This is a genomic window from Streptomyces sp. SAI-170 (genome assembly GCF_049739565.1).
Classification (GTDB): Bacteria; Actinomycetota; Actinomycetes; order Streptomycetales; family Streptomycetaceae; genus Streptomyces.
On the sequence record NZ_JBMGQD010000001.1, the window covers coordinates 3,066,556 to 3,088,379 of the forward strand.

Consider the following 21,824-nt stretch of genomic DNA (forward strand, 5'->3'; position numbering starts at 1 on the left):
GCCGGGTCGAGGAACCCGGGCCCTTCCGCGAGGACGAGTAGGACGCGGTCGGTGGCGGCCGACCGTCAGGCTGTCAGAACTGCAGGGCCCAGGCGTCGATGCGCCCGGTGTCGTAGTTGGCGTTGTCGCTGACCCTCAGCTTCCACGTGCCGTTGGCCACCTCGGAGGAGGCGTTCACGGAGTACGTGGTGTTGATGTTGTCCGAGCTGCCGCCGGTGCCGTAGCCCTTGAGGGTGTACGCGGTGCCGTCGGGGGCGATCAGCTGGACCTGGAGGTCACCGATGTAGGTGTGCACGATGTGCACCTCGACGGCCAGCGTGGCGGGCGCGTTGCCGGACACGCCGGAGACGGTGAGCGGCGACTCGACCGTGGCGTTGTCGTTGATCGCGTAGTCGCCGGTGTTCTCGAAGCGCGGCCCGGGCGGGGTCGTGCCGCCACCGCCGACGTAGAGCAGCCGGTTGGGCGAGCCGCTGCCGGGGCTGGTGACCACGTTCGGGGTGGCCGCGCCCACCAGCGCGCTGCTCACCTGCGACGGGGTCGCCGTCGGGTTGTCGGCGAGGTAGAGCGCCGCCGCTCCGGCGACGTGCGGGGTCGCCATCGACGTACCGGAGATGGTGTTGGTGGCGGTGTCGCTGGAGTTCCAGGACGAGGTGATCGACGAGCCGGGCGCGAACAGGTCCAGTACGGAGCCGTAGTTGGAGTAGCTGGCCTTGGCGTCCGAGCTGGTGGTGGCGCCGACCGTGATGGCCTCGGTGACGCGTGCGGGCGAGCGGGTGGAGGCGTCGGTGGTCTCGTTGCCGGCCGCGACGGCGAAGGTGACACCGGCGGCTATGGCGTTGCGTACGGCGGTGTCGAGCGCGGAGTCGGCGCCGCCGCCCAGCGACATGTTGGCGACGGCCGGCTTGACCGCGTTGCGGGCCACCCAGTCGATGCCGGCGACGACCTGGGCGGTCGTACCGGAGCCCGAGTTGTTGAGGACCCGGACGCCGACGATCTTCGCCTTCTTGGCCACGCCGTAGGAGGTGCCCGCGACCGTGCCGGCGACGTGGGTGCCGTGGCCGTTGCCGTCCTGGGCGGTGTTGTCGTTGTCGACGGCGTCGTAGCCGTAGGAGGCGCGGCCGCCGAAGTCGCTGTGGGTGATGCGGACACCGGTGTCGATGATGTACGCGGTGACGCCCTGCCCGGCGGAGTCCGGGTAGGTGTAGGAGCTGTTCAGCGGGAGCGCGCGCTGGTCGATGCGGTCCAGGCCCCAGGAGGGCGGGCTGGGCTGGGTGCCGTCGATGTGGAAGGTGCGGTTCTGCACCACGGAGGCGACGGCCGGGTCGGCGGCGAGACGCTTCGCCTCGGCCTCGCTCGCCTGGATCTCGTAGCCGTTGAGGGCCTTCGTGTACGTCCGCTCGATCTCGGCGCCGTACTTGGCGGCCACGGCGCGTCCGGCGGCGGTGGCCGAGCGGGCGCGGTCGGCCTTGAGGGTCACGATGTAGCTGTCGGCGACGGCGTTCGCCGCGCCCTCGTACTGGATGCGGCCCTCGGGGGCGGTGGGGGCCGCTCCGGCGGGCAGGGCGGAGACGAGACCCGCGGTGAGCGCGGCGCTCGCCGCCACACCGATCGCGGCCAGTCTTCGTCGGGGGGTTCCGCCGGGAGTACGCATCGCTGCCATCTGAGGGGTCCTCCTCAATCGGTGGTGCGCTGCTGGTGGGGGATGGTGCATCGAGCAGACACCCGCGGGCACGACAGGGACATGTCAATCCGCTGTGGCGCTCCTGTGCGTCAGCCGAAAGATTGAGGGTTCCGCAGGAATTGCACAAGGGTCCTGCACGGATGTAACAGGCGTGCCACGCAACGGACATGATCGACCGTCAGCTACGGCCGTTCGCGCTCCAGCAGCTCCACGCACCGGCCGAGGAGCCCGACGAGCGCCTCCCGCTCCTCCTCGGTGAACTCGGCCGCCAGCGCCCGCTCCACCCGTACGGCCCGCTCGTCCGCGTCCCGCATCACCGCGCGGCCCTCGTCGGTCAGCCGGGTCTCCAGCACGTTGCGGTGCCACGCGTGCGGGGTGCGCTCGATCAGGGCCCGGTCCTGGAGGTTCTTCAGCACCGTGTTCATCGTCGGCGGCGTGACCCCGCACAGCCGGGCGAGCGCGGCGGCCGAGATGCCGGGGTTCTCCGACAGATACAGCAGCGCCGCGTACTGCGCGACGGTGAGGCCCGCCGGCTTCAGCACCGCGTTCTTGGTGGCGTTGAGCGCCTGCTCGGCCCGCTTGAGGTGGGAGCCGAGACGCTCGGAGGCGGGCATGGAGGTCATCCGGGCATGGTAGTCGCCCATACAGGGGTTAATGCCTTTACTGGAGTTAATATTGACGATGATTAGAGTTCTAACTTAAGTTCGTGTCGTCATCAGCGAGCAGCTCTCACGAGAGGCACCGACGTGTCCCGTACGATCCACCGCCGCACGTTTCTGACCACCACCGCGGCAGCCGTCGCCGCGGTCGCCGTACCGGGCTCCGCCCGAGCCGCCGTTCCGGGGATCACCACGGCTCATGAACTCCCCGGGGACCGCGTCTACCCGGAGGGCATCGCCCTCGACCCGCGCACGGGAGAGGTCTACGTCGGCTCGTACGCCGAAGGCACCGTCTATCGCGCCCGGCCGGGGCACCGCACCGCCGAGATCCTGCTGCCCGCCGGCACCGACGGGCGCCACACCGCCAACGGGCTGCGGGTGGACGCGGCCGGGCGGCTGTGGGTGACCGACTCCACGGCCGGGGTCTGCGTCTACGACCCGCGCACCCGCACCCTGCTGGCCCGCTTCGACGTGCCGGGCACGGCGCCGTTCTTCGTCAACGACCTCACCGTCACGGCGGACGGCACGGCGTATCTGACCGACAGCGTGCGCGCCGTGCTCTACCGCGTGACTCCGGCCGAAGTGGCGCGCGGGGGCCGCGCTGTGCTGCGCGTCGCCCACGACCTGAGCGGCGCTCTGGCACCGCGCCCGGCCGACACGCCCTTCAGCCTCAACGGCATCGACACCGACGGCCGCCGGCTGTTCGTGGTCGACATGCCCGTGGGCGAGCTGTTCCGGGTGGACCCCGCGACCGGTGCCGTACGCCGTGTCGAGCTGCTGGGCGGCGACCTGCGCCACGGCGACGGCCTCGCCCTGGCCCACGGCACGCTGTGGGTCGCCCACAACGCGACCAACACCCTCACCCGCTGGCACCTGTCCCCCGACGGCCGCACGGCCCGCCTGGAGCGCACCCTGACCGACCCGGCGCTCCAGATCCCCACCACGCTCGTACGGCACCGGGGGCGCCTGCTGGTGGTGCGCTCCCAGTTCGACAAGGGCGGGCCGTTCGGGCCGGGGGTGCCCGAGACGCCGTTCAGCGTGGCCTGGGTGCGCGGAATCTGACCGGGACTCAGTCGTCGTCGAAGGCCGTGTCCCGGGCGCGCTTCTCCCAGGCCTGGACGTCGGCGCGGACCTGGTCGAGGTGGTCGAGGACCGCGGCGACGGCGTCCTCGCCGACCGGCAGGTGCAGCGGGGTCACGGGGGCCTCCAGGGCGGCGATCAGCAAGGAGGCCAGCTTGGCGGGGTCGCCGGGCTGGGAGCCGTGGCCGCCGGAGACGAAGGCGCGGGTCTGGTTGACCTTGCCGTAGACGCCGGTGTCCTCGCTCTGCCCGGCCCGGCCGCCCTCGAACAGCGAGGTGCGGAACGCGCCCGGCTCGACGATCAGCACCTTGATGCCGAACTCCCGCACCTCGTCCGCGAGCGCCTCGGACATGCCCTCCAGCGCGAACTTGGTCGCGCTGTACGCCCCGAAGCCCGCCACCGACATCTGCCCGCCCATGCTGGACATCTGCACGATCGCGCCCGACCGCCGCTCGCGCATGTACGGCAGCACCGCGCGCACCAGCGCCGCCGGACCGAAGACATGCAGGTCGAACAGGTCCCGCAGCTCGTCGTCGGTGGTCTCCTCGAAGGCGCCCACATGGGTGCGGCCCGCGTTGTTCACCAGCACGTCGATCCGTCCGTGCCGGACCACGACGTCCTGGAGCAGCTCCTCGGCGGCCACCGTGTCCGTCACGTCGAGGGCCAGCGTCTCCAGCTGGTCCGGGTGCGCGGCCACCAGGTCGTCGAGGGCCTCGGGCCGGCGCGCCGCGCCCACCACGATGTCGCCGTCGGCGAGGGCCGCCTCGGTGATCGCCCGGCCGAACCCGCTGGTCGCGCCCGTCACGAACCACACCTTGTTCATGGGGATCTCCTCGTTGCCGGCGCTCGGGCCGGCGGTCCTGGTCGTGTCGCTTGCTGTCGGTTACCCGCGCTTCTCCATCACGCACCACCCTGCTCCGCAGACAGCCGGACGTCCAAGATCTACCGTGATAACCGATGGCTATGACGACGGACGTACACGGACGCGACCTGCGCTATTTCGTCGCGGTCGCCGAGGAACTCCATTTCACGCGTGCCGCCGAACGGATGTATGTGTCGCAGCCCGCCCTGAGCAAGCAGATCCGGGCGCTGGAGAGGCAGCTCGGCGTGAAGCTGTTCCGCCGCGACACCCAGGGCGTGGAACTGACGGCCGCGGGCAGCGCGCTGCTCCCCCACGCCCGGCGGGTCCTGGACGCCTGGGAGGCGGGCGCGGCCGCCGTCGCCCAGGCCCGGGAGGCCGAGCGCAGCACCCTGCGCGTCGGCATGAGCACCAGCCCCGGGCGCGGCGGACTGCTGCCGGCGATCCGCTCCCGCTTCACCGCCGCCCACCCCGAGGCGGCCGTACGGCTGCGGCAGATCACCTGGGACGACCCGACGGCGGGGCTGGCCGAGGGCGACACCGATGTGGCGTTCGTGTGGCTGCCGCTGCCCGACCAGGAGCGGTACGCCTGGACGGTGGTGGTGGAGGAGCGGCGGCTGCTCGCCCTGCCCGACGGCCATCCGCTCGCCGGGCGCACCGAGGTGGACTTCGCCGAGCTGGCCGACGAGCCGTTCCTGGCGCTGCCGCGCAGTGCCGGGCGGCTGCGCGACTTCTGGCTCGGCGTCGACGCCCGCGACGGCGGCGCGCCCCGCATCGGTGCCGAGGTGGCCAGCACGGAGGAGACGTACGAGGCGCTGGTCGGCGGGCTCGGCGTCTGTCTGATCGCCGAGGGCAACGCCCCTCTCATCACCCTCGGCGGCGTCACCACCCGCCCGGTCACCGGCCTCGGCCCCACCCGGTACGCCCTGGCGTGGCGCCGCGAGGAGGGGCGCAGGCCGCTGGTGCGGGCGTACGCGGAGGCGTGCCGGCAGGTGACGGGGCGGGTGTGAGGGGCGTTCTCGCGGGTTACGCCGGTTCCGCCGCCGTCATGCCGAGCCGGGCCTGTTCCTCCTCCACGATCCGGCGGGCCAGCGACACGTCGGAGACGTCCAGCGCGTCGGGCGTCGACTCGGCGACCTCGCTGCGGCGGGCGTAGGCGTCGAAGAGGCGGGACTTGTTCTCCAGCATGCGGACCATGCGCTCGTCGACCCCGCCGGCGGCCAGCAGCCGGTGCACCTGCACCGGGCGGACCTGGCCCATGCGGTGGGCGCGGGCCACGGCCTGGTGCTCGATGGTCGGCTTGATCTGCGGCTCGCACAGCACGACCACGGACGCGGCCTGCATGTTCAGGCCCACCCCGCCGGCCTCGATCTGCGCGAGGAGCACCGCGTGCCCGGACGCGGCGGAGAACTCGTCGACGATTCCCTGCCGGCGGGCGGGCGGCACGCTGCCGGTGATCGGCCCGAAGAGGGGGGCCGTGTCGAGCGCCTTGCGAACCGTGCCGAGCACGTCCCTGAAGGTGGAGAAGACCACCACCTTCAGCCCGCTGTCGGCGGCCTCGCCGACCAGTTCGCCCAGCCGCTGGAGCTTCGCCGATCGCTCGGGGCGTGCGTACGCCGCCCGCCGCATGGCCATGAAGTTGCCGTCCCGGACGGCCTGCCGGTAGGCCTCCTCGTCGGAGGCGCTGAGCTCCTCCCACTCGTCCGTGCGCTGCAGGGAGGGCAGTTCGGTGAGGACGTCCTGCTGGTTGCGGCGCAGATAGACGGGCGCGACCGCCCTGCGGAACGCCTTGGAGCCGGCCACCGAGGCCGGTGAGTCCTGGCCGTCGACGACCTCGGCGAGGTCGGGCCGCAGGATCCGCACCAGGTTGCGGAACTCGGCGACACGGTTCTCCATCGGCGTGCCCGTCAGGAACAGCACGCGCTCGCACCGCTCGGCCCACGCGGTCACCGTCGCCGTACGCCGCGTCTGCGGGTTCTTGACGTAGTGCGCCTCGTCTACGACGAGCATGCCGAGCTCGCCGCCGCCCGGCGTGGGGAAGCCGCGCAGCGCGTCGAACGTGGTGACGGCGACCCCGCCGCGGCCCTTCCAGTCGGCGAACGCCTCCTGCCGGTCGGGCCCGTGCAGCGGCATCGGGCGCAGGCTGCTGCGGGCCTCGATCTCGCGCGTCCAGTTGATGAGGACGCTCGCAGGGCAGACCACCATGAAGTGGCTCTGCCCCTCGGCGGCGAGGTGCGCGAGCGCCGCGATGGCCTGGACGGTCTTGCCGAGCCCCATCTCGTCGCCGAGGACGACCCGGCGCTGCGCGAGCGCGAACCGCGCCCCGAACGCCTGGTAGCCGCGCAGCGACACGCGTACGTGCCCGTCGTCCAGCCGCTGCTCCCGGACCCGCGCGGCGATGTCGTCGGGCAGGAAGCCCTCGGCCGCCGCGCTGTCGGGGCCGCGACCGGAGATCTCCGCGAGCAGGCCGTAGTACTCGGAGGCGCGCAGTTCGAAGTCGACCCACGCGGCGAGTTCGGTGTCGGGGCCGCGCAGCAGATCGACGGAGGCCTGCGCCAACAGCTCCGGTACGCCGTCCCGTTCGGCCTCGTCGACGAGGTGCCGCAGCTCGTCGACGGCCCGGAGCGCCCGCTGCCGTCCGGTCCGCCCGGCGAACAGCATCCGCAGCGCGCCCGTCGCGGGCTTCGCCTCCTCCAGCAGTCCGCCGAGCCGCGCGGCGAGCGCCGTACCGGTCTCGGCCGCGCGCCTGGCCTGCGGTCCGGCCTCCACCAGCACGTGCAGGGCGCGCACCAGCGCGGTCGTCCGCGGCTCGGGCCGGTCCACGTCGATGCGTACGGCGACCGTCTCGCGCACGGCGTCGGCGATCTGCCGCGCCGCCGCGAACGCCTGGTCCGCCGTACGCTGTCCGACCCCGGGCGTCTGCCGCAGCCGGTAAGGCCCCGCGTCCAGCACGGCCCGAACGGTCCGGAACCCGCCCTTCTCCAGCTCCCCGAGCCGCAGCCGCCCCTCGGTCACCTCCTTGAGCCGGGCGACGGAGATGGTGTCCAACTCCCGCTCGACCAGCTCCTCCTGGATCGGCCGCAGCGCCTCCCGCACCCCGTCCAGAGCCCGCTCGTGATCCCCGACGACCCGCCCGGCAGCCTCCGCCAGCCCCTGCGCCCGCCCGACGACCTCCCGCTCCCCGCGCCCCATCCCGCCCCGCTCCCCGCTGTACGCCTTGTGCTTCGAGGCATCGTGCCATCGCTTCTCCGACTCAGGCTCCCTGCGGCGGCAGCGCCGCTCCGCCGGCGGAGATCGACCGGTACAGCCGGTCGAGGTAGACGCGCAGCCGTCGGGCCATGTCGACGGAGTCCGGGGCGAGGGCCCACTGGAGCTGGTGGCCGTCCATGACGGCGAGGACTTCCTGGGCTGTCGCCGTGCAGTCGGTGTCGGGGAGGAGTTCGCCGGTGCCGACCGCGGTGTGCAGGGTGTCGGCCAGCCGTGTGACGACGGTGTCGTAGCGGCGCTTGAAGAAGGCGTGGGCGGGGTGCCCGGGTTCGGAGGACTCGCCGACCAGGACGTTGAACATCCGGGTGCGGCCGGGGCGGCGGCTGTTGTACGCGACGAGGTCGATCAGCCGCAGGAAGCAGTCCGCCGCCGAGTCGAACTCCGTGGTGAAGAACTGCTCGACGTCGTGTTCCTCGCTGCGTTCGAGCACGGAGACGAGCAGGTCCTCCTTGCTGCGGAAATGGTGCAGCAGACCGCCCTGTGTGACGCCGACCTCCTTCGCGATGCGGGCCAGGGAGGAGGCGTGGAAGCCCCACTGTGCGAAGTGCTCGACGGCGGCGTCGAGGATGCGCCGCCGTCGCTCGTCGCCGACGGCATAGGGGCCGCGCCTGGCTCCGTTCCGGGGGTGACCGCCGTTCGTCCGATCCATGGAGATCACCGTAGTCCGGCGGTCGCACCACCCGCGACGGAGTGACGTGGGTCACTTTCCGAAAACCTATTGGTCACTCGGGTTTCGTGGTTTTCTGTGCTCGCCCACACGGTGTGACGCACCTCTCCCGTCCCCCATGACCGTGGTACGCCCCGGCCTGGAGATGACACGTGTCACCAGCACCGGTGCCGTCGACGTCACGGTCACCCCTTCTTCTGCTTGCCCCGCCCCGCGAGAGCCGCCACTGAGGAGGCTGGACATGAGCACATCCAGACCCGAGACCCACCACGTACCCGCGACGGAACCGCCGGAGCCGGCCGACGAGGCCGAGGCCCCTGCGCAGCGGCCCGCCGGGCGGCTGGGCGGGCTGCTGAGCCTCCTCGCCCTCGGCAACACGGCCATGTTCATGGTCTACATGGGCGTCGGGCAGGTGCTGCTGCCCGTGCAGGTGGAGGCGCTGAATCCGGCGGACAAGGTCGCCAACCTCGGCCTGGTCTCCGGCGTCGCCGCCGTGTTCGCGACCCTCTTCAACCCGCTGGCCGGACTGCTGTCCGACCGCTCCGGGCGGCGCAATCCCTGGATACTCGGCGGCGGACTCGCCGCCCTCGGCGCTCTCGCCCTGCTCGGCGCGGTGCGCGGCATCCTGCTGGTCACCGTCGGCTGGTGTCTGGTCCAGGCGACGATGAACGTCTACCAGGCCGCCATCACCGCCGTCGTCCCCGACCGCGTGCCGATGGAACGCCGGGGCCTCGCCTCCGCCATGGTCGGCATCGGCACCCCGGTCGGCACGATCATCGGCGTCACCGTCGCGTCGGCGTTCGTGCCGCAGGACGTCGGCACGGGCTACCTCGTCCTGGGCGCGGTCGTCGCCGCGGTGGCCGTGCTGTTCACCGCCCTGGTCCGCGAGAGGAAGCTCCCCGCCGGCCGCGCGGCCGCTCTGGGGCGCCAGCTGGCCGCGTTCGGCTCGGCGATGAGGTCCGGGGACTTCCGGTGGGCGTTCATCGGCAGGTTCCTGCTGATGCTCGGCTACTTCGCCGTCGTGCTCTACCAGCTCTACGTCCTCCAGGACCACATCGACCTTCCCGACGGGCTGTCCCCGGCCGGCGCGGTGGCGATCCTCTCCCCGATCGGCGCGGTCTGCACCCTGCTGTCCACCGTGATCGGCGGGACGCTCTCGGACCGCATCGGCCGCCGCAAGCCGTTCATCGCGCTGTCCTGCGCCTTCACCGCGATCGGCATGATGATCCCGGTACTCAGCCCCACCTGGCCCGGCATGCTCGTCTTCGGCGTCCTGACCGGCCTGTCCTTCGGCTGCTTCATGGCCGTGGACACGGCCCTGGTCACGCTCGTCCTGCCCAGCGCGGAGGACGCCGCCCGAGACATGGGCGTACTGAACATCGCCAACGCGGGCCCGCAGATCATCGCCCCGTTCATGGCCTCGCTGGTGGTCGCCTCGCCCGGCGGTTACGCCGCGCTCTTCGTCACCGGCGCGGTGATCACCATCCTGGGCGCCCTCGCGGTCGTCCCCATCCGCGGCGTGCGCTGACCCACGCGCCGACCACCTCACCATCGGAGAAACAGTTGCTTCCCCCTGCCCGCAACGACGGTCATCCCTACCAGGATTCCTCCCGCGGAGTCGACGACCGTGTCGCCGACCTCCTCGCCCGGATGACCCTGGAGGAGAAGGCCGGGCTGCTCTTCCACACCGTGCTCCCGATGCACCCCGACGGCCGTCCCGTCGAGGACGGCGACGAGGCGTTCGTGCCCGCGGACACCACCGGCGCGATCCGCTCGAAGCTGATGAGCCACTTCAACCTGTTCGGCACGGCCGCGCCCCGGCAGATGGCGCAGTGGCACAACACCGTCCAGGAGCTCGCCGCCGGCACCCGTCTGGGCATCCCGGTGACCGTCTCCACCGACCCCCGGCACTCCTTCACCACCAACATCGGCGCGTCGATGAGCGCCGGGGCGTTCTCCGCCTGGCCGGAGCCGACCGGCCTTGCCGCCGTCCGCGACCCCGAACTGGTCCGCCGTTTCGCCGACATCGCCCGCCGCGAGTACCTCGCGGTCGGCCTGCGGGTCGCCCTGCACCCGCAGATCGACCTGGCGACCGAGCCGCGCTGGTCGCGTCAGTCGGCAACGTTCGGCGCCGACGCCGCGCTGACGAGCGAGCTGGTCCAGGCGTACATCCAGGGCTTCCAGGGCGAAGCGCTCGGCGCGCAGAGCGTGGCCACCATGGTCAAGCACTTCCCCGGCGGCGGCCCCCAGAAGGACGGCGAGGACCCGCACTTCCCGCACGGCAAGGAGCAGATCTACCCGGGCGGCATGCGCGAGTACCACCTGGAGCCGTTCAAGGCCGCCCTCGCGGCCGGAGCCTCGCAGGTCATGCCGTACTACGGGCAGCCCGTCGGCACCGACTGGGAAGAGGTCGGCTTCGGCTTCAACCACGGTGTCGTCACCGGGCTGTTGAGGGAGCGGCTCGGGTTCGACGGCATCGTCTGCACCGACTGGGGCCTGCTCACCGACCACGAGATCTTCGGTGAGGTGCACCAGGCCCGTGCCTGGGGCGTCGAGCACCTCACGGTCGCCGAGCGCGCGGCGAAGGCCCTCGACGCGGGCGCCGACCAGTTCGGCGGCGAGGCGTGCCCCGAGGTCGTGGTGGACCTGGTCCGCTCCGGCCGTATCACCGAGGAGCGCCTCGACCTCTCCGTACGCCGCCTGCTGCGCGAGAAGTTCGTCCTGGGCCTGTTCGACCAGCCCTACGTGGACCCCGACCTGGCCGAGGAGATCGTAGGGAACAGCGAGTTCCGCGGGGCCGGCGAGGCCGCGCAGCGCCGCTCGCTGACCGTCCTCGTGAACCGCGACCGGACCCTGCCGGTGACCTCGCGGCGCCCGAAGCTGTACGTGGAGGGCATCGACGCCCGCATCGCGGCGGGGTACGGGGACGTGGTCGGCGACGCGGCCGAGGCGGACCTGGCGGTACTGCGGCTGCACACGCCGTACGAGCCGCGGGACAACCGCTTCGAGGCGCTGTTCCACTCCGGACGGCTGGACTTCACCGAGGAGGAGCTCAAGCCGGTCCTGCGGCTGCTCGACACCGTGCCGACCGTCGTGTTCCTCCACCTCGAACGGCCCGCCGTCGTCCCCGAGGTGGCCGAACGGTGCGCCGCGCTCGTCGCCGACTACGGCGCGAGCGACGAGGCCCTGCTGGATGTCGCCTTCGGGCGGGCGCGTGCCGAGGGACGCCTTCCGTTCGAGATGCCCCGCTCGATGGCCGCGGTCGAGAACTCCCGCCCCGACGTGCCGCACGACACCGCCGACCCGCTCTTCCCGTACGGCGCGGGCCTGGACGTCTGACCTCCCGACCCGCTCTTCCCGTACGGCGCCGGCCCGGACGCCCGACCGTCCCGGCCCGCTCTTTCCCTACGGCGCCGGCCCGGACGCCCGACCGTCCCGGCCGCCCATCCGACCACCGGGGGCGGCGCCGCCCTGACCCGGAGCCGCCCCCGGTCCCGCTCGACGCCAAGGAGACCGCTCATGGCACGCACTCTGCGCACGACCTTGCGCACCACCCTCGTCCTCGCCGGCGTGACGGGCGCCGTCCTGTCGTCCCTCGGTGCGGCGGCCCCGGACGAGATCGCCGCCGCCACCTCCAGCCGTGCCTCACAGCCGCTGGCCGGCCTGCGCGTGCTGTTGTCCAACGACGACTCCATGCAGGCCGCGAGACCCTCGCACGCCGACGGTCTCGGCCTGTACGAGATCCGCAAGGCCCTGTGCGACGCCGGCGCCGACGTCGTCGTCATGGCGCCCTGGCAGGTGCAGTCGGGCAAGGGCACCGCCGTGACCAACGGCGGCACCCTCACCCTCGCCCGGCGCACCCGCATGCCCGAGGGCTACGAGAACGACTGCGCCGGCACCCCCTCCGGGTCCCCCGTCTACGGCGTCTGCCTGTCGGCGGGGCCCTGCGGTCCCGACACCCCGAGCGCCACCCCCGCCGACACCGTCAAGTTCGCGCTGCGCACCGGCCTCGCCGCGAAGGCCGGCTGGACGGACGGCCCCGACCTGGTGGTCACCGGCATCAATTCCGGGCCCAACGTCAGCGCCCAGGTGAACGACTCGGGCACGGTGGGCGCCGCCCTCGCCGCCATCGACCAGGGTGTCCCCGCGGTCGCCCTCTCCTCGTCCGGCGACGCCTCCCAGACGCGGTTCCCGGTCGTCAACTACCGGGCGCACGCCCGCTTCGCCGCCGCCTTCCTCGCGGGGATGCGCGACCGGGGCCTGTTCACCGACCGCTTCGCGGTCAAGGTCGACCACCCGGACGTCAGCGCCGGCCGGCCGGCCGAGGCCCCCGTGTGGACGAGCGTCGGACACGGCCAGGTCGTCTGGCACGCCTACCAGCCCCAGCCGCGAAGCGACGTGGACAGTTACGACATCACGCTCGGCGTGTGCCCGGACCGCCCCGGCGACCCGTGCACCGAGACCGTCCGGGACGCCGACTCCACCGCACTGCTGAAGCGCGGCCACATCACGGTCGCCCCGATCACCGCCGACCGCACCTACGGCGCCCGGACCGACGGCGCGAGGGACCTCGCCCGGCTGAAGCACTACGTCACCCACGACGCCCCGCGCTCCTGACCCGCCCACCCACCGTGGAGACCCTGATGCCCGACCCCTCCGCCACACCCGCCGTGACCGTGCGCACGCCCCACGGTCCCGTACGCGGTGAGCGCCACGCCACCGGCGTACGCTTCCTCGGCATTCCCTACGCCCAACCGCCCGTCGGCGCACTCCGGTTCGCCGCACCGCGGCCGGCCGAGCCGTGGACCGACGTCCTCGACGCCACCTCCTACGGGCCGACCGCGCAACGCAGGCCGTTCGCCGAGGTCACCACCATCCCCGAGCCGAGCGTCCCCGGTGCGTCCACGCTCAACCTCAACGTGTTCACCCCCGACCCCTCGCCCACCGCCGGCCTGCCGGTCCTCGTCTGGATCCACGGCGGGGGCTTCGTCGCCGGATCGGCCGCGAGTCCCTGGTACGACGGCAGGTCCTTCAACCGGGACGGCGTCGTCCTGGTCTCGCTCGGCTACCGGCTCGGCATCGAGGGCTTCCTCCACCTGCCCGACGCGCCCGACAACCGGGGCGTCCGCGACTGGATCGCCGCCCTGGAATGGGTGCGCGACACCATCGCCTGCTTCGGCGGCGACCCCGCCGAGGTCACCGTGGCCGGTCAGTCGGCGGGCGGCGGAGCCGTCCAGACGCTGCTCGCCACGCCCGCCGCCCAGGGCCTGTTCAGGGCGGCGATCTCGGTGTCCGGCGCCGTGATGGAGCCGCAGGACCGGGCCACGGCCGAGGCCGTCGGCCGGCTGTTCACGGCCCGGACCGGCGTGCCCGCGACCGCCGCCGCGCTCCAGGGCCTCACCGACGCCGAGCTGCTCGCCCACCAGGACGCCCTCAGCGCTCCCGGACCCGACCGCGCGCAGCTGCAGATGCTCGCCCTCGCCCCCTTCGCCGACGGCGAGCTCGTCCCGCGTCCGGTGCCCGAGACGCTCGCCGACGGCGACACCGGGGCGGACATCCCGCTGATGGCCGGCTTCACGGCACACGAGTTCAACGCCGTACCGCACCCCGGCCCCGCCGGCGACGACCCGGCCGGCATGCTCGCCGCCTTCGGCCTCGACGAACGGCGCGCCCGGCTCTTCCTCGACACGCACGCCGCGTACGCGAGCCGACCGGGTCTTCTGTGGGGCCAGGCGGTCACCGACACGGTCTTCCGCGCGCCCACGCTGGCCGTCGCCGAGGCCCGAGCCCGGCGGGAACGGCCCACCTGGCTCTACCAGTTCACGCGAGCGGCCACCGCACCGGGCTTCGAGGGCCTGGCGTACCACTGCACGGACCTGCCCTTCGCCTTCGACCTGCTCGACGCCGAAGGCGTCACCGCCGCCCTCGGTGAGGACCCGCCGCAGCATCTGGCCGACGCCCTGCACGCCGCCTGGGTCGCCTTCGTACGCGATCTGGATCCGGGCCCGTCCTGGCCGCCGTACACCGCCGAAGGGCGGGAAACGATGCTCTGGGACGACACCCCGCGCGTCGAGTCCGACCCGCTGCGCCCGGTACGGGAGACCTGGGCGCGCCGCCCGCAAGGGCGATGAAGCCACCGAAGCCCCCCAGCCGACCTGGAGTTGACGTATGACCATCGACATCCCCGCGCTGCTCGCCGCGCTCACCCTGGAGGAGAAGGCCGCGCTGCTGGACGGCTCGGACTTCTGGCGGACCCAGCCCGTCGAACGGCTCGGCATCCCGTCCGTGATGCTGTCGGACGGACCGCACGGCCTGCGCAAACAGCCCGACGACGGTGACCATCTGGGGCTCCTCGACAGCGTCCGGGCCACCTGCTTCCCGCCCGCCGCAGGCCTGGCGTCCAGCTGGGACGTCTGCCTCCTGGGCCGGGTCGGCGAGGCCCTCGGCCGTGAATGCCGCGCCGAGCGCGTCTCGGTGCTGCTCGGGCCCGGCATCAACATGAAGCGCTCGCCGTTGTGCGGGCGCAACTTCGAGTACTTCTCCGAGGACCCGCACCTGGCCGGCGAACTCGGCGCCGCTCTGGTCACCGGCCTGCAGAGCCAGGGCGTCGGCGCGTCGGTCAAGCACTTCGCCGCCAACAACCAGGAGACCGACCGCATGACGGTCTCCGCCGAGATCGACGAGCGCACCCTGCGCGAGATCTACCTGACGGCCTTCGAGACCGTCGTCACCAAGGCGCGGCCCTGGACCGTCATGTCCTCCTACAACAAGATCAACGGCACCTACGTCGCCGAGAGCCGCCGTCTGCTCACCGGCATCCTGCGCGAGGAGTGGGGCTTCGAGGGCCTGGTCGTCTCCGACTGGGGCGGGGTCGGCGACCGCCCGGAGACCGTCGCCGCGGGAGTCGACCTGGAGATGCCCTCCTCCAGCGGCGCGGGCACCCGCGCGATCCTCGACGCCCTGGCCGCCGGGCGGCTCGACGAGACCGACATCGACACGGCGGTCACCCGTGTGCTCACCCTCGTCGACCGCGCGCTGCCCGCCCTCAGTGAAGGGTCCGACGGCTTCGACGCCGACGCCCACCACGCCCTCGCCCGCGAGGCCGCCACCGCGAGCGCCGTCCTGCTGAAGAACGACGGCGCGCTGCTGCCCCTCGACCCGGACACCGGTGGCGCCGTCGCCGTCATCGGCGAGTTCGCCCGCACGCCCCGTTTCCAGGGCGCGGGGTCGTCGCAGGTCAACCCCACCCGCGTCGACTCGGCGCTGGACGCCCTGCGGGCCGCGCTCGACGGCCGCCGTGAGGTGGCCTTCGCCCCCGGCTATGTGATCGAGTCCGCGGAAGCCGATCCCGACCTCGTCGCGCAGGCCGTCCGTACGGCGGCGGACGCCGAGGTCGCCGTCCTGTTCCTCGGCTTGCCTCCGTCGTACGAGTCCGAGGGCTACGACCGCGACCACATGGACCTGCCCGCCCCTCAGATCGCCCTGCTGCACGCCGTCCTCGACGCCAACCCCCGCACCGTCGTCGTCCTGTCCAACGGCTCCGTCGTCACCCTCGCTCCCTGGCAGGACCGCGTCCCCGCCCTGCTCGAGGCGTGGCTGCTCGGCCAGGCCGGCGGCTCGGCCTGCGCGGACCTGCTGCTCGGCCGCGCGAACCCGTCCGGCAAGCTCGCCGAGACCATCCCCCAGCGCTACGAGGACACCCCGGCGGTCGGCACCTTCCCCGGGGAGTTCGGCCGCGTCCGCTACGCCGAGGGCCCGCTCATCGGCTACCGCTGGTACGACACCCGCCGCATGCCGGTGGCGTACCCCTTCGGGCACGGCCTGTCCTACACGGCCTTCGCCTACAGCGACCTCGATGTCACCGTCCGGGCGGACGGCGACGACCCCCAGGTCGACATCACCCTCACCGTCACCAACACCGGCGAGCGGGCCGGCACCGAGACCGTCCAGCTCTACGTCACCGACCCCGAGGCGTCCGTCCACCGTCCCGAGCAGGAACTCCGCGCGTTCACCCGAGTCCCTCTCGAACCGGGCCACAGCGAACGCGTCACCCTCACCCTGGGGCGCCGGGCCTTCGCCTTCTGGCACGAGATCGCCGCCGACTGGATCATCGAAGCCGGCACCTTCGGCCTCCGCCTCGGTGCGTCCTCCCGCGACATCCGCCTGGAGACCACCATCGCCCTCCCCGGCGACACCTACACCCCACCCCTCACCGCCGACTCCACAGCCGACCAGTGGCTGGCCCACCCCACAGCCGGCCCCTGGCTCCGCACCACCCTCGGCACCGACGGCTTCGCCACCCTCCTGTCCGACCCGCACACCGGGCCGATGCTGCGCGCCATCCCCCTCAGCCGCCTGACCCGCTTCCCGGGGTTCCCGGTCACGGGGGAGCAGGTGGGGGAGGCGGTGGTGAAGTACAGGGGGGACTGAGGGCGGCGGTACGGAAAGCCAAGGGGCCCGACTCCTGAGAGTCGGGCCCCTTGGTGATCGGCTTGTGTGCCGGCACCACCCACCCCGCCGGACCGGTGGTGTACACATGGGACACTCGGTACGCTTGAGCGCATGACACAGCCGCTGCCCATAGAGTCCATCCGCGACGTGCGCGCACACCTGGCTGAGGTCGTGGAGCGCGCGGATCGCGACGACGTACCCACAGTGATCACGCGCCGAGGCAAGGAAGTCGCCGCCATCGTCTCCATCGAGGTGCTGCGCAAGTACCAGGAGTGGGAAGAGCGCGAGATCAACAGGATCATCGACGAGCGCATGGCCAATCCGGCGCCCGGCATCCCGATCGAGGACGTCATGAGGGAGACGCTGGCGCGCGGTGAGTGAGTACCGAACCGTCTTCCGCCCCGAGGCTCAGGCCGAGCTTCGGAAAATCCCTCGCGACATTGCGCTGCGCATCCTGGCCAAGCTGACCGAGCTGGAGAGCGACCCGCTCGGCTTCAACACCACCGCGCTGGTGTCGCAGCCGGAACGCCGTCGGCTGCGAGTCGGCGACTACCGAGTCATCTACACGCTCGACAACGGAGAGCTCGTGGTGTGGGTCGTACACGTCGGGCATCGCTCCACCGTTTACGACACCTGACGCCGACTGATTCAACGTCAGGACATCTGCACCCCTTCAGCAGGGTGACGACGAAGGGGCCGACTCCCGGAGGAGCCGACCCCTTCTCATCTGCGCGCTTGACGAATCGCCTGGCGAACAGGAACGAACCGCTCACACGTTGAAGCGGAACTCCACCACGTCCCCGTCCTGCATGACGTACTCCTTGCCCTCCATGCGCGCCTTGCCCTTGGCGCGGGCCTCGGCGACCGAGCCGGTTTCGACGAGGTCGGTGAAGGAGATGACCTCGGCCTTGATGAAGCCCTTCTGGAAGTCCGTGTGGATGACGCCGGCCGCCTCGGGGGCAGTGGCGCCCTTCTTGATGGTCCAGGCGCGGGATTCCTTGGGGCCGGCCGTGAGGTAGGTCTGCAGGCCGAGGGTGTCGAAGCCGACGCGGGCGAGGGTGGCGAGGCCGGGCTCGTGCTGGCCGACGGACTCCAGGAGCTCCATGGCCTCCTCCTCGTCCAGCTCGGCGAGGTCGGCCTCCAGCTTGGCGTTCAGGAAGATCGCCTCGGCCGGGGCCACCAGGGCACGCTGCTCGTCCTTGAAGGCGTCGTCCGTCAGCTCGTCCTCGTCGACGTTGAAGACGTAGAGGAAGGGCTTCGTCGTCAGGAGGTGCAGGTCGTGGAGCAGCTCGGCGCGCTCCGTGCCCTGGACGATGCCCTGGGAGAACAGGGTGTCGCCCTTCTCCAGGATCTCCTTCGCCTCCTCGACCGCCTTGACCTTCGGAGCCACGTCCTTCTTGATCCGAGACTCCTTCTGGAGGCGCGGCAGGACCTTCTCGATCGTCTGGAGGTCGGCGAGGATCAGCTCGGTGTTGATCGTCTCGATGTCGTCCTTGGGCGAGACCTTGCCGTCGACGTGCACGACGTTCTCGTCCTTGAAGGCGCGGATGACCTGGCAGATCGCGTCGGACTCGCGGATGTTCGCCAGGAACTTGTTGCCCAGGCCCTCGCCCTCGGACGCGCCTCGCACGATGCCGGCGATGTCGACGAAGTCGACCGTCGCCGGGAGGACCCGCTCCGAGGAGAAGATCTCGGCCAGCTTCGCCAGGCGGGTGTCGGGGACGCCGACCACGCCGACGTTCGGCTCGATCGTGGCGAACGGGTAGTTGGCCGCCAGCACGTCGTTCTTGGTCAGGGCGTTGAACAGGGTCGACTTGCCGACATTCGGCAGACCGACGATTCCGATCGTGAGCGACACGTTGCGACTTCCCGTTACGTGAGAGGGGCCAGGGGACCTTCGAGGCCTGGGGGCCTTCGGGCCAGGGCCAGAGGACAGGGCTGGCCGATCCACCAGTTTACGGGGTGCCCGGCGCGGGCCCGGGCGATCCGTCGAACGCTTGGCCAAGCTCGGTCCCCCGGCGTGTCTGGAGGGCCATTCAGCACATAAACCGACCTAAGTTGGTCCAGTGGAGCAATACAGGACTCGCCCCGACCGGCCCGGACCGCGCCGCGGCACGCCCCCGCTGCCGCCGCAGGCCGGCTCCGCCGACCCTGGGGCCCGCCCGCCCCGACCCACCCGCCCGGCCCCTGGCCAGCCACGGACGCCCGCCGTCGGGCCCCGGGAACAGGGGGCCTCAGAGTTTCGGGAGCACAGGGGCCCAGAGTTCCGGGAGCCGGAGGGCGCAGGGTCCCGTGGCCGAGCGGACGCCCGCCCGGACCTGCCCCTCGGCCGCCCGGAGCCGGGCACCGGCGGTCCCCAGCCGGGCGGCCTCCGTCCTCGTGCGGGCGGTCCGCGTCCCCAGCCGGGCGACCCCCGTTCTCAGCCGGGGGACCCCCGTCCTCAGCCAGGCGGTCCACGCCCCCAAGCGGGCAGCCCTCGTCCCCAGCCGGGCGACCCCCGTCCTCAGCCAGGCGGTCCTCGTCCCCAGCCCGGCGGTCCACGTCCCCACGCGGGCGACCCCCGTCCCCAGCCGGGCGACCCCCGTCCCCAGCCCGGCGGTCCACGCCCCCAAGCGGGCAGCCCTCGTCCCCAGCCAGGCGACCCCCGTCCTCAGCCCGGCGGCCCACGCCCCCAAGGCGGCATCCCACGTCCCCAGCCAGGCGACCCCCGTCCCCAGCCCGGCGGCCCACGCCCCCACGCGGGTGACCCACGTCCCCAGCCGGACGGCGGCCGTCCCGATCAGGATGCCCGCCGCCGCCCCCGCCTGCCTGCCGGCCGCCCCCGTCCCCCCGGTATGACCCGGCCCCGCCCCGCCGGAGCACGACGGCCCGCTCCCCCGCGCCCGCCTGCGGTGCGGCGGCTGCCCGATCCGCGACTGACCGGGCTCGGTGGCGGTCTGTTCTGCGCGGCGGTGATGCTTGCGCTGGGCTCGCTCGACCGGCTGCTGTTCGGGTCGTCCCTGACGGTGTACGGCGTGCTGTTTCTGCCGGTGAGCGTGTTGACCGCGATGTGGGTGCGGCGGGGGGATCTGATGACCGGGCCGGTCGTCGTGCCGATCGCCTTCGCTGCGGGGCTGCTGACGGTCACGGGCGGGGAGGGAGTGGGCGGGCGGCTGATGAGCCTCTTCACCGCGCTGGCCACGCAGGCCGGCTGGCTGTACGGAGGGACGCTGGCCGCCGGTGTCATCGTGACCGTGCGCAGGTTCCAGCCGGCCGGCCGACGCCCGGGACCACAGGCGAGAACCCGGCCACCGGCCGGTTCCTAGACAAGCCCCCCGCGGAAAGACCTAGCGCCCCGCGCCCCCGGCCGTCCCCTCCTCCACCGCCCGCATGGCCGCCCCCACGATGCCCGCGTTGTTCTGCAGCTGCGCCGGGACGATCTCCGCTCTGATGCCGTCGATGAAGGGGAGGAACTTGGCGGACTTGCGGCTGACGCCGCCGCCGATGATGAAGAGTTCCGGGGAGAAGAGCATCTCGACGTGGGCCAGGTACTTCTGGACGCGGTGGGCCCAGTGTTCCCAGGTCAGGTCGGCGTCCTCCTTGGCCTTGCTGGAGGCGCGCTTCTCCGCGTCATGGCCGCCCAGTTCGAGATGGCCGAGCTCGGAGTTGGGGACGAGGACGCCGTCGACGAAGAGGGCGCTGCCGATGCCGGTGCCGAAGGTGAGGAGGATGACCGTGCCTCTGCGGTCGCGGCCGGCGCCGAAGCGCATCTCGGCGACGCCCGCCGCGTCCGCGTCGTTGACGACGGTCACCGGGAGGCCGCCGAGGCGCTCGCTCAGCAGGGCGCGCGCGTCGGTGTCGATCCAGCCCTTGTCGACGTTGGCCGCGGTGCGGATCGTGGAGCCGCCCGTCACGACCCCCGGGAAGGTGATGCCTACCGGGCCCGTCCAGTCGTAGTGCTCGACGACCTCGCGCACGCCGTCGGCCACCGCGTCCGGCGTCGCCGGATGAGGTGTGAGCACCTTGTGGCGCTCCTGGGCGAGGTCGCCCTTCTCCAGGTCCACAGGGGCGCCCTTGATCCCGGACCCGCCGATGTCCACGCCGAAGATCTGCATGGCCCTACGTTACGACGGACCACTGACAGTCATGCCCCCGCGGTCTCCCCCGGGCCCGTGCCGCCCCGCTCCGCCACCAGAGCCGCGGCCTCGGTGCGCAGGTCGCGGCGCAGTTCCTTGGGCAGGGAGAAGGTGATGGACTCCTCGGCGGCCTTGACCAGTTCCACGTCCTCGTAGCCGCGCTCGGCGAGCCAGGCCAGCACCTCCTCGACCAGCACCTCCGGCACGGAGGCGCCCGAGGTGACGCCGACGGTCGAGACGCCCTCCAGCCAGGCCTCGTCGATCTCGCTCGCGAAGTCGACCAGGTAGGCGTCGCGGGCGCCCGCCAGCTTGGCGACCTCCACGAGCCTCTTGGAGTTCGAGGAGTTGCGCGAGCCGACGACGATGACGAGGTCGGCCTCGGCGCCCATCTGCTTCACGGCGAGCTGGCGGTTCTGCGTGGCGTAGCAGATGTCGTCGCTCGGCGGGGAGATCAGCTGCGGGAACTTCTCCTTGAGCGCGTCCACGGTCTCCATGGTCTCGTCTACCGAGAGAGTCGTCTGGGACAGCCAGACGACCTTCGACTCGTCGCGGACCTCGACCTTCGCCACGTCCTCGGGGCCGTCGACGAGCTGGATGTGCTCGGGGGCCTCGCCGGAGGTGCCGATGACCTCCTCGTGGCCCTCGTGGCCGATGAGGAGGATGTCGTAGTCCTCGTTCGCGAAGCGGACGGCTTCCTTGTGGACCTTGGTGACCAGGGGGCAGGTGGCGTCGATGGTGGCCAGCTTGCCGCGCGCGGCCTCCTCGTGGACGACCGGGGCGACACCGTGCGCGGAGAACATCACGATGTTGCCCGGCGGCACCTCCTCCGTCTGTTCGACGAAGATCGCGCCCTTCTTCTCCAGGGTCTGCACGACGTACTTGTTGTGCACGATCTCGTGCCGGACGTAGACCGGAGCGCCGTACTGCTCGAGGGCTTTCTCGACGGCGATCACGGCGCGGTCCACACCCGCGCAGTAACCGCGGGGGGCGGCGAGCAGGACACGACGGCCAGGCGAAGAAGTCATGCGTCCCATCGTAAGGCCGC

General features: G+C 72.3%; 19 protein-coding genes. 11 read left to right on the forward strand and 8 right to left on the reverse strand.

All coding sequences use genetic code 11. The annotated features are described in order from the left end of the window. Positions 1-73: 73 nt before the first annotated feature. Positions 74-1,660: a S8 family peptidase gene (locus RKD23_RS13505; protein ID WP_424853903.1), complete on the reverse strand. Its 1,587-nt coding sequence runs from the start codon at positions 1,658-1,660 to the stop codon at positions 74-76. Between the two features lie 203 nt (positions 1,661-1,863). After that, complete coding sequence (locus tag RKD23_RS13510; RefSeq protein ID WP_424853904.1) at positions 1,864-2,304, reverse strand: MarR family winged helix-turn-helix transcriptional regulator; 441 nt, start codon at positions 2,302-2,304, stop codon at positions 1,864-1,866. Positions 2,305-2,427: 123 nt separating this feature from the next. Between RKD23_RS13510 and RKD23_RS13515 the strand changes: the two genes are divergently transcribed. Continuing rightward, entirely contained in the window at positions 2,428-3,402 is a 975-nt protein-coding gene (locus tag RKD23_RS13515) for an SMP-30/gluconolactonase/LRE family protein (protein WP_424853905.1), read from the forward strand. Positions 3,403-3,409: 7 nt separating this feature from the next. On the opposite strand, the gene RKD23_RS13520 is transcribed toward RKD23_RS13515, so the two are convergent. Further along, positions 3,410-4,243, reverse strand: a complete 834-nt coding sequence (locus RKD23_RS13520; protein WP_424853906.1) for an SDR family NAD(P)-dependent oxidoreductase — start codon at positions 4,241-4,243, stop codon at positions 3,410-3,412. A 134-nt stretch (positions 4,244-4,377) separates the two neighbouring features. On the opposite strand from RKD23_RS13520, the gene RKD23_RS13525 reads away from it, so the two are divergent. Continuing rightward, a complete protein-coding gene (locus RKD23_RS13525) occupies positions 4,378-5,289 on the forward strand; it encodes a LysR family transcriptional regulator (protein ID WP_424853907.1) in 912 nt (303 codons plus the stop codon). Positions 5,290-5,305: 16 nt separating this feature from the next. On the opposite strand, the gene RKD23_RS13530 is transcribed toward RKD23_RS13525, so the two are convergent. Beyond that, positions 5,306-7,471: a DEAD/DEAH box helicase gene (locus RKD23_RS13530; protein ID WP_424853908.1), complete on the reverse strand. Its 2,166-nt coding sequence runs from the start codon at positions 7,469-7,471 to the stop codon at positions 5,306-5,308. Between the two features lie 61 nt (positions 7,472-7,532). Continuing rightward, positions 7,533-8,195 (reverse strand): TetR/AcrR family transcriptional regulator, encoded by a 663-nt coding sequence (locus RKD23_RS13535; protein ID WP_424853909.1) that lies wholly within the window; start codon positions 8,193-8,195, stop codon positions 7,533-7,535. A gap of 259 nt (positions 8,196-8,454) precedes the next feature. On the opposite strand from RKD23_RS13535, the gene RKD23_RS13540 reads away from it, so the two are divergent. The 7 genes from RKD23_RS13540 to RKD23_RS13570 all read left to right on the forward strand — a co-directional run bounded on the left by RKD23_RS13540 (position 8,455) and on the right by RKD23_RS13570 (position 17,301). Continuing rightward, positions 8,455-9,741, forward strand: coding sequence for an MFS transporter (locus RKD23_RS13540; RefSeq protein ID WP_424853910.1), 1,287 nt, complete (start codon positions 8,455-8,457; stop codon positions 9,739-9,741). A 35-nt stretch (positions 9,742-9,776) separates the two neighbouring features. After that, positions 9,777-11,552 (forward strand): glycoside hydrolase family 3 protein, encoded by a 1,776-nt coding sequence (locus RKD23_RS13545; protein WP_424853911.1) that lies wholly within the window; start codon positions 9,777-9,779, stop codon positions 11,550-11,552. 180 nt (positions 11,553-11,732) lie between these two features. Continuing rightward, a complete protein-coding gene (locus tag RKD23_RS13550; protein WP_424853912.1) occupies positions 11,733-12,830 on the forward strand; it encodes a 5'/3'-nucleotidase SurE in 1,098 nt (365 codons plus the stop codon). A 26-nt stretch (positions 12,831-12,856) separates the two neighbouring features. Next, entirely contained in the window at positions 12,857-14,344 is a 1,488-nt protein-coding gene (locus tag RKD23_RS13555; protein WP_424853913.1) for a carboxylesterase/lipase family protein, read from the forward strand. Positions 14,345-14,381: 37 nt separating this feature from the next. Continuing rightward, positions 14,382-16,643 carry a glycoside hydrolase family 3 C-terminal domain-containing protein gene (locus tag RKD23_RS13560; RefSeq protein ID WP_424853914.1) on the forward strand — a complete coding sequence of 754 codons (2,262 nt, stop codon included), beginning with the start codon at positions 14,382-14,384 and terminating at the stop codon, positions 16,641-16,643. Between the two features lie 132 nt (positions 16,644-16,775). Continuing rightward, complete coding sequence (locus RKD23_RS13565; protein WP_424853915.1) at positions 16,776-17,045, forward strand: type II toxin-antitoxin system Phd/YefM family antitoxin; 270 nt, start codon at positions 16,776-16,778, stop codon at positions 17,043-17,045. Then, a complete protein-coding gene (locus RKD23_RS13570) occupies positions 17,038-17,301 on the forward strand; it encodes a type II toxin-antitoxin system RelE family toxin (RefSeq protein ID WP_424853916.1) in 264 nt (87 codons plus the stop codon). Before RKD23_RS13565 ends, RKD23_RS13570 begins: the two co-directional genes overlap by 8 nt. Before the next feature lie 132 nt (positions 17,302-17,433). Here RKD23_RS13570 and ychF read toward each other — a convergent pair whose 3' ends face one another. Then, a complete protein-coding gene (gene ychF / locus RKD23_RS13575; RefSeq protein WP_424853917.1) occupies positions 17,434-18,522 on the reverse strand; it encodes a redox-regulated ATPase YchF in 1,089 nt (362 codons plus the stop codon). Positions 18,523-18,956: 434 nt separating this feature from the next. On the opposite strand from ychF, the gene RKD23_RS13580 reads away from it, so the two are divergent. Beyond that, a complete protein-coding gene (locus tag RKD23_RS13580) occupies positions 18,957-19,502 on the forward strand; it encodes a hypothetical protein (protein ID WP_424853918.1) in 546 nt (181 codons plus the stop codon). Beyond that, positions 19,499-19,969 carry a DUF6542 domain-containing protein gene (locus tag RKD23_RS13585; RefSeq protein ID WP_424853919.1) on the forward strand — a complete coding sequence of 157 codons (471 nt, stop codon included), beginning with the start codon at positions 19,499-19,501 and terminating at the stop codon, positions 19,967-19,969. The genes RKD23_RS13580 and RKD23_RS13585 overlap by 4 nt, the downstream gene beginning before the upstream one ends. Positions 19,970-19,990: 21 nt before the next feature. On the opposite strand, the gene ppgK is transcribed toward RKD23_RS13585, so the two are convergent. Continuing rightward, entirely contained in the window at positions 19,991-20,758 is a 768-nt protein-coding gene (gene ppgK, locus RKD23_RS13590) for a polyphosphate--glucose phosphotransferase (protein ID WP_424853920.1), read from the reverse strand. Between the two features lie 29 nt (positions 20,759-20,787). Further along, the gene (locus RKD23_RS13595; protein WP_424853921.1) at positions 20,788-21,813 is read right to left on the reverse strand and encodes a 4-hydroxy-3-methylbut-2-enyl diphosphate reductase; all 1,026 of its coding nucleotides are present in this window, start codon (positions 21,811-21,813) and stop codon (positions 20,788-20,790) included. Positions 21,814-21,824 lie beyond the last annotated feature (11 nt).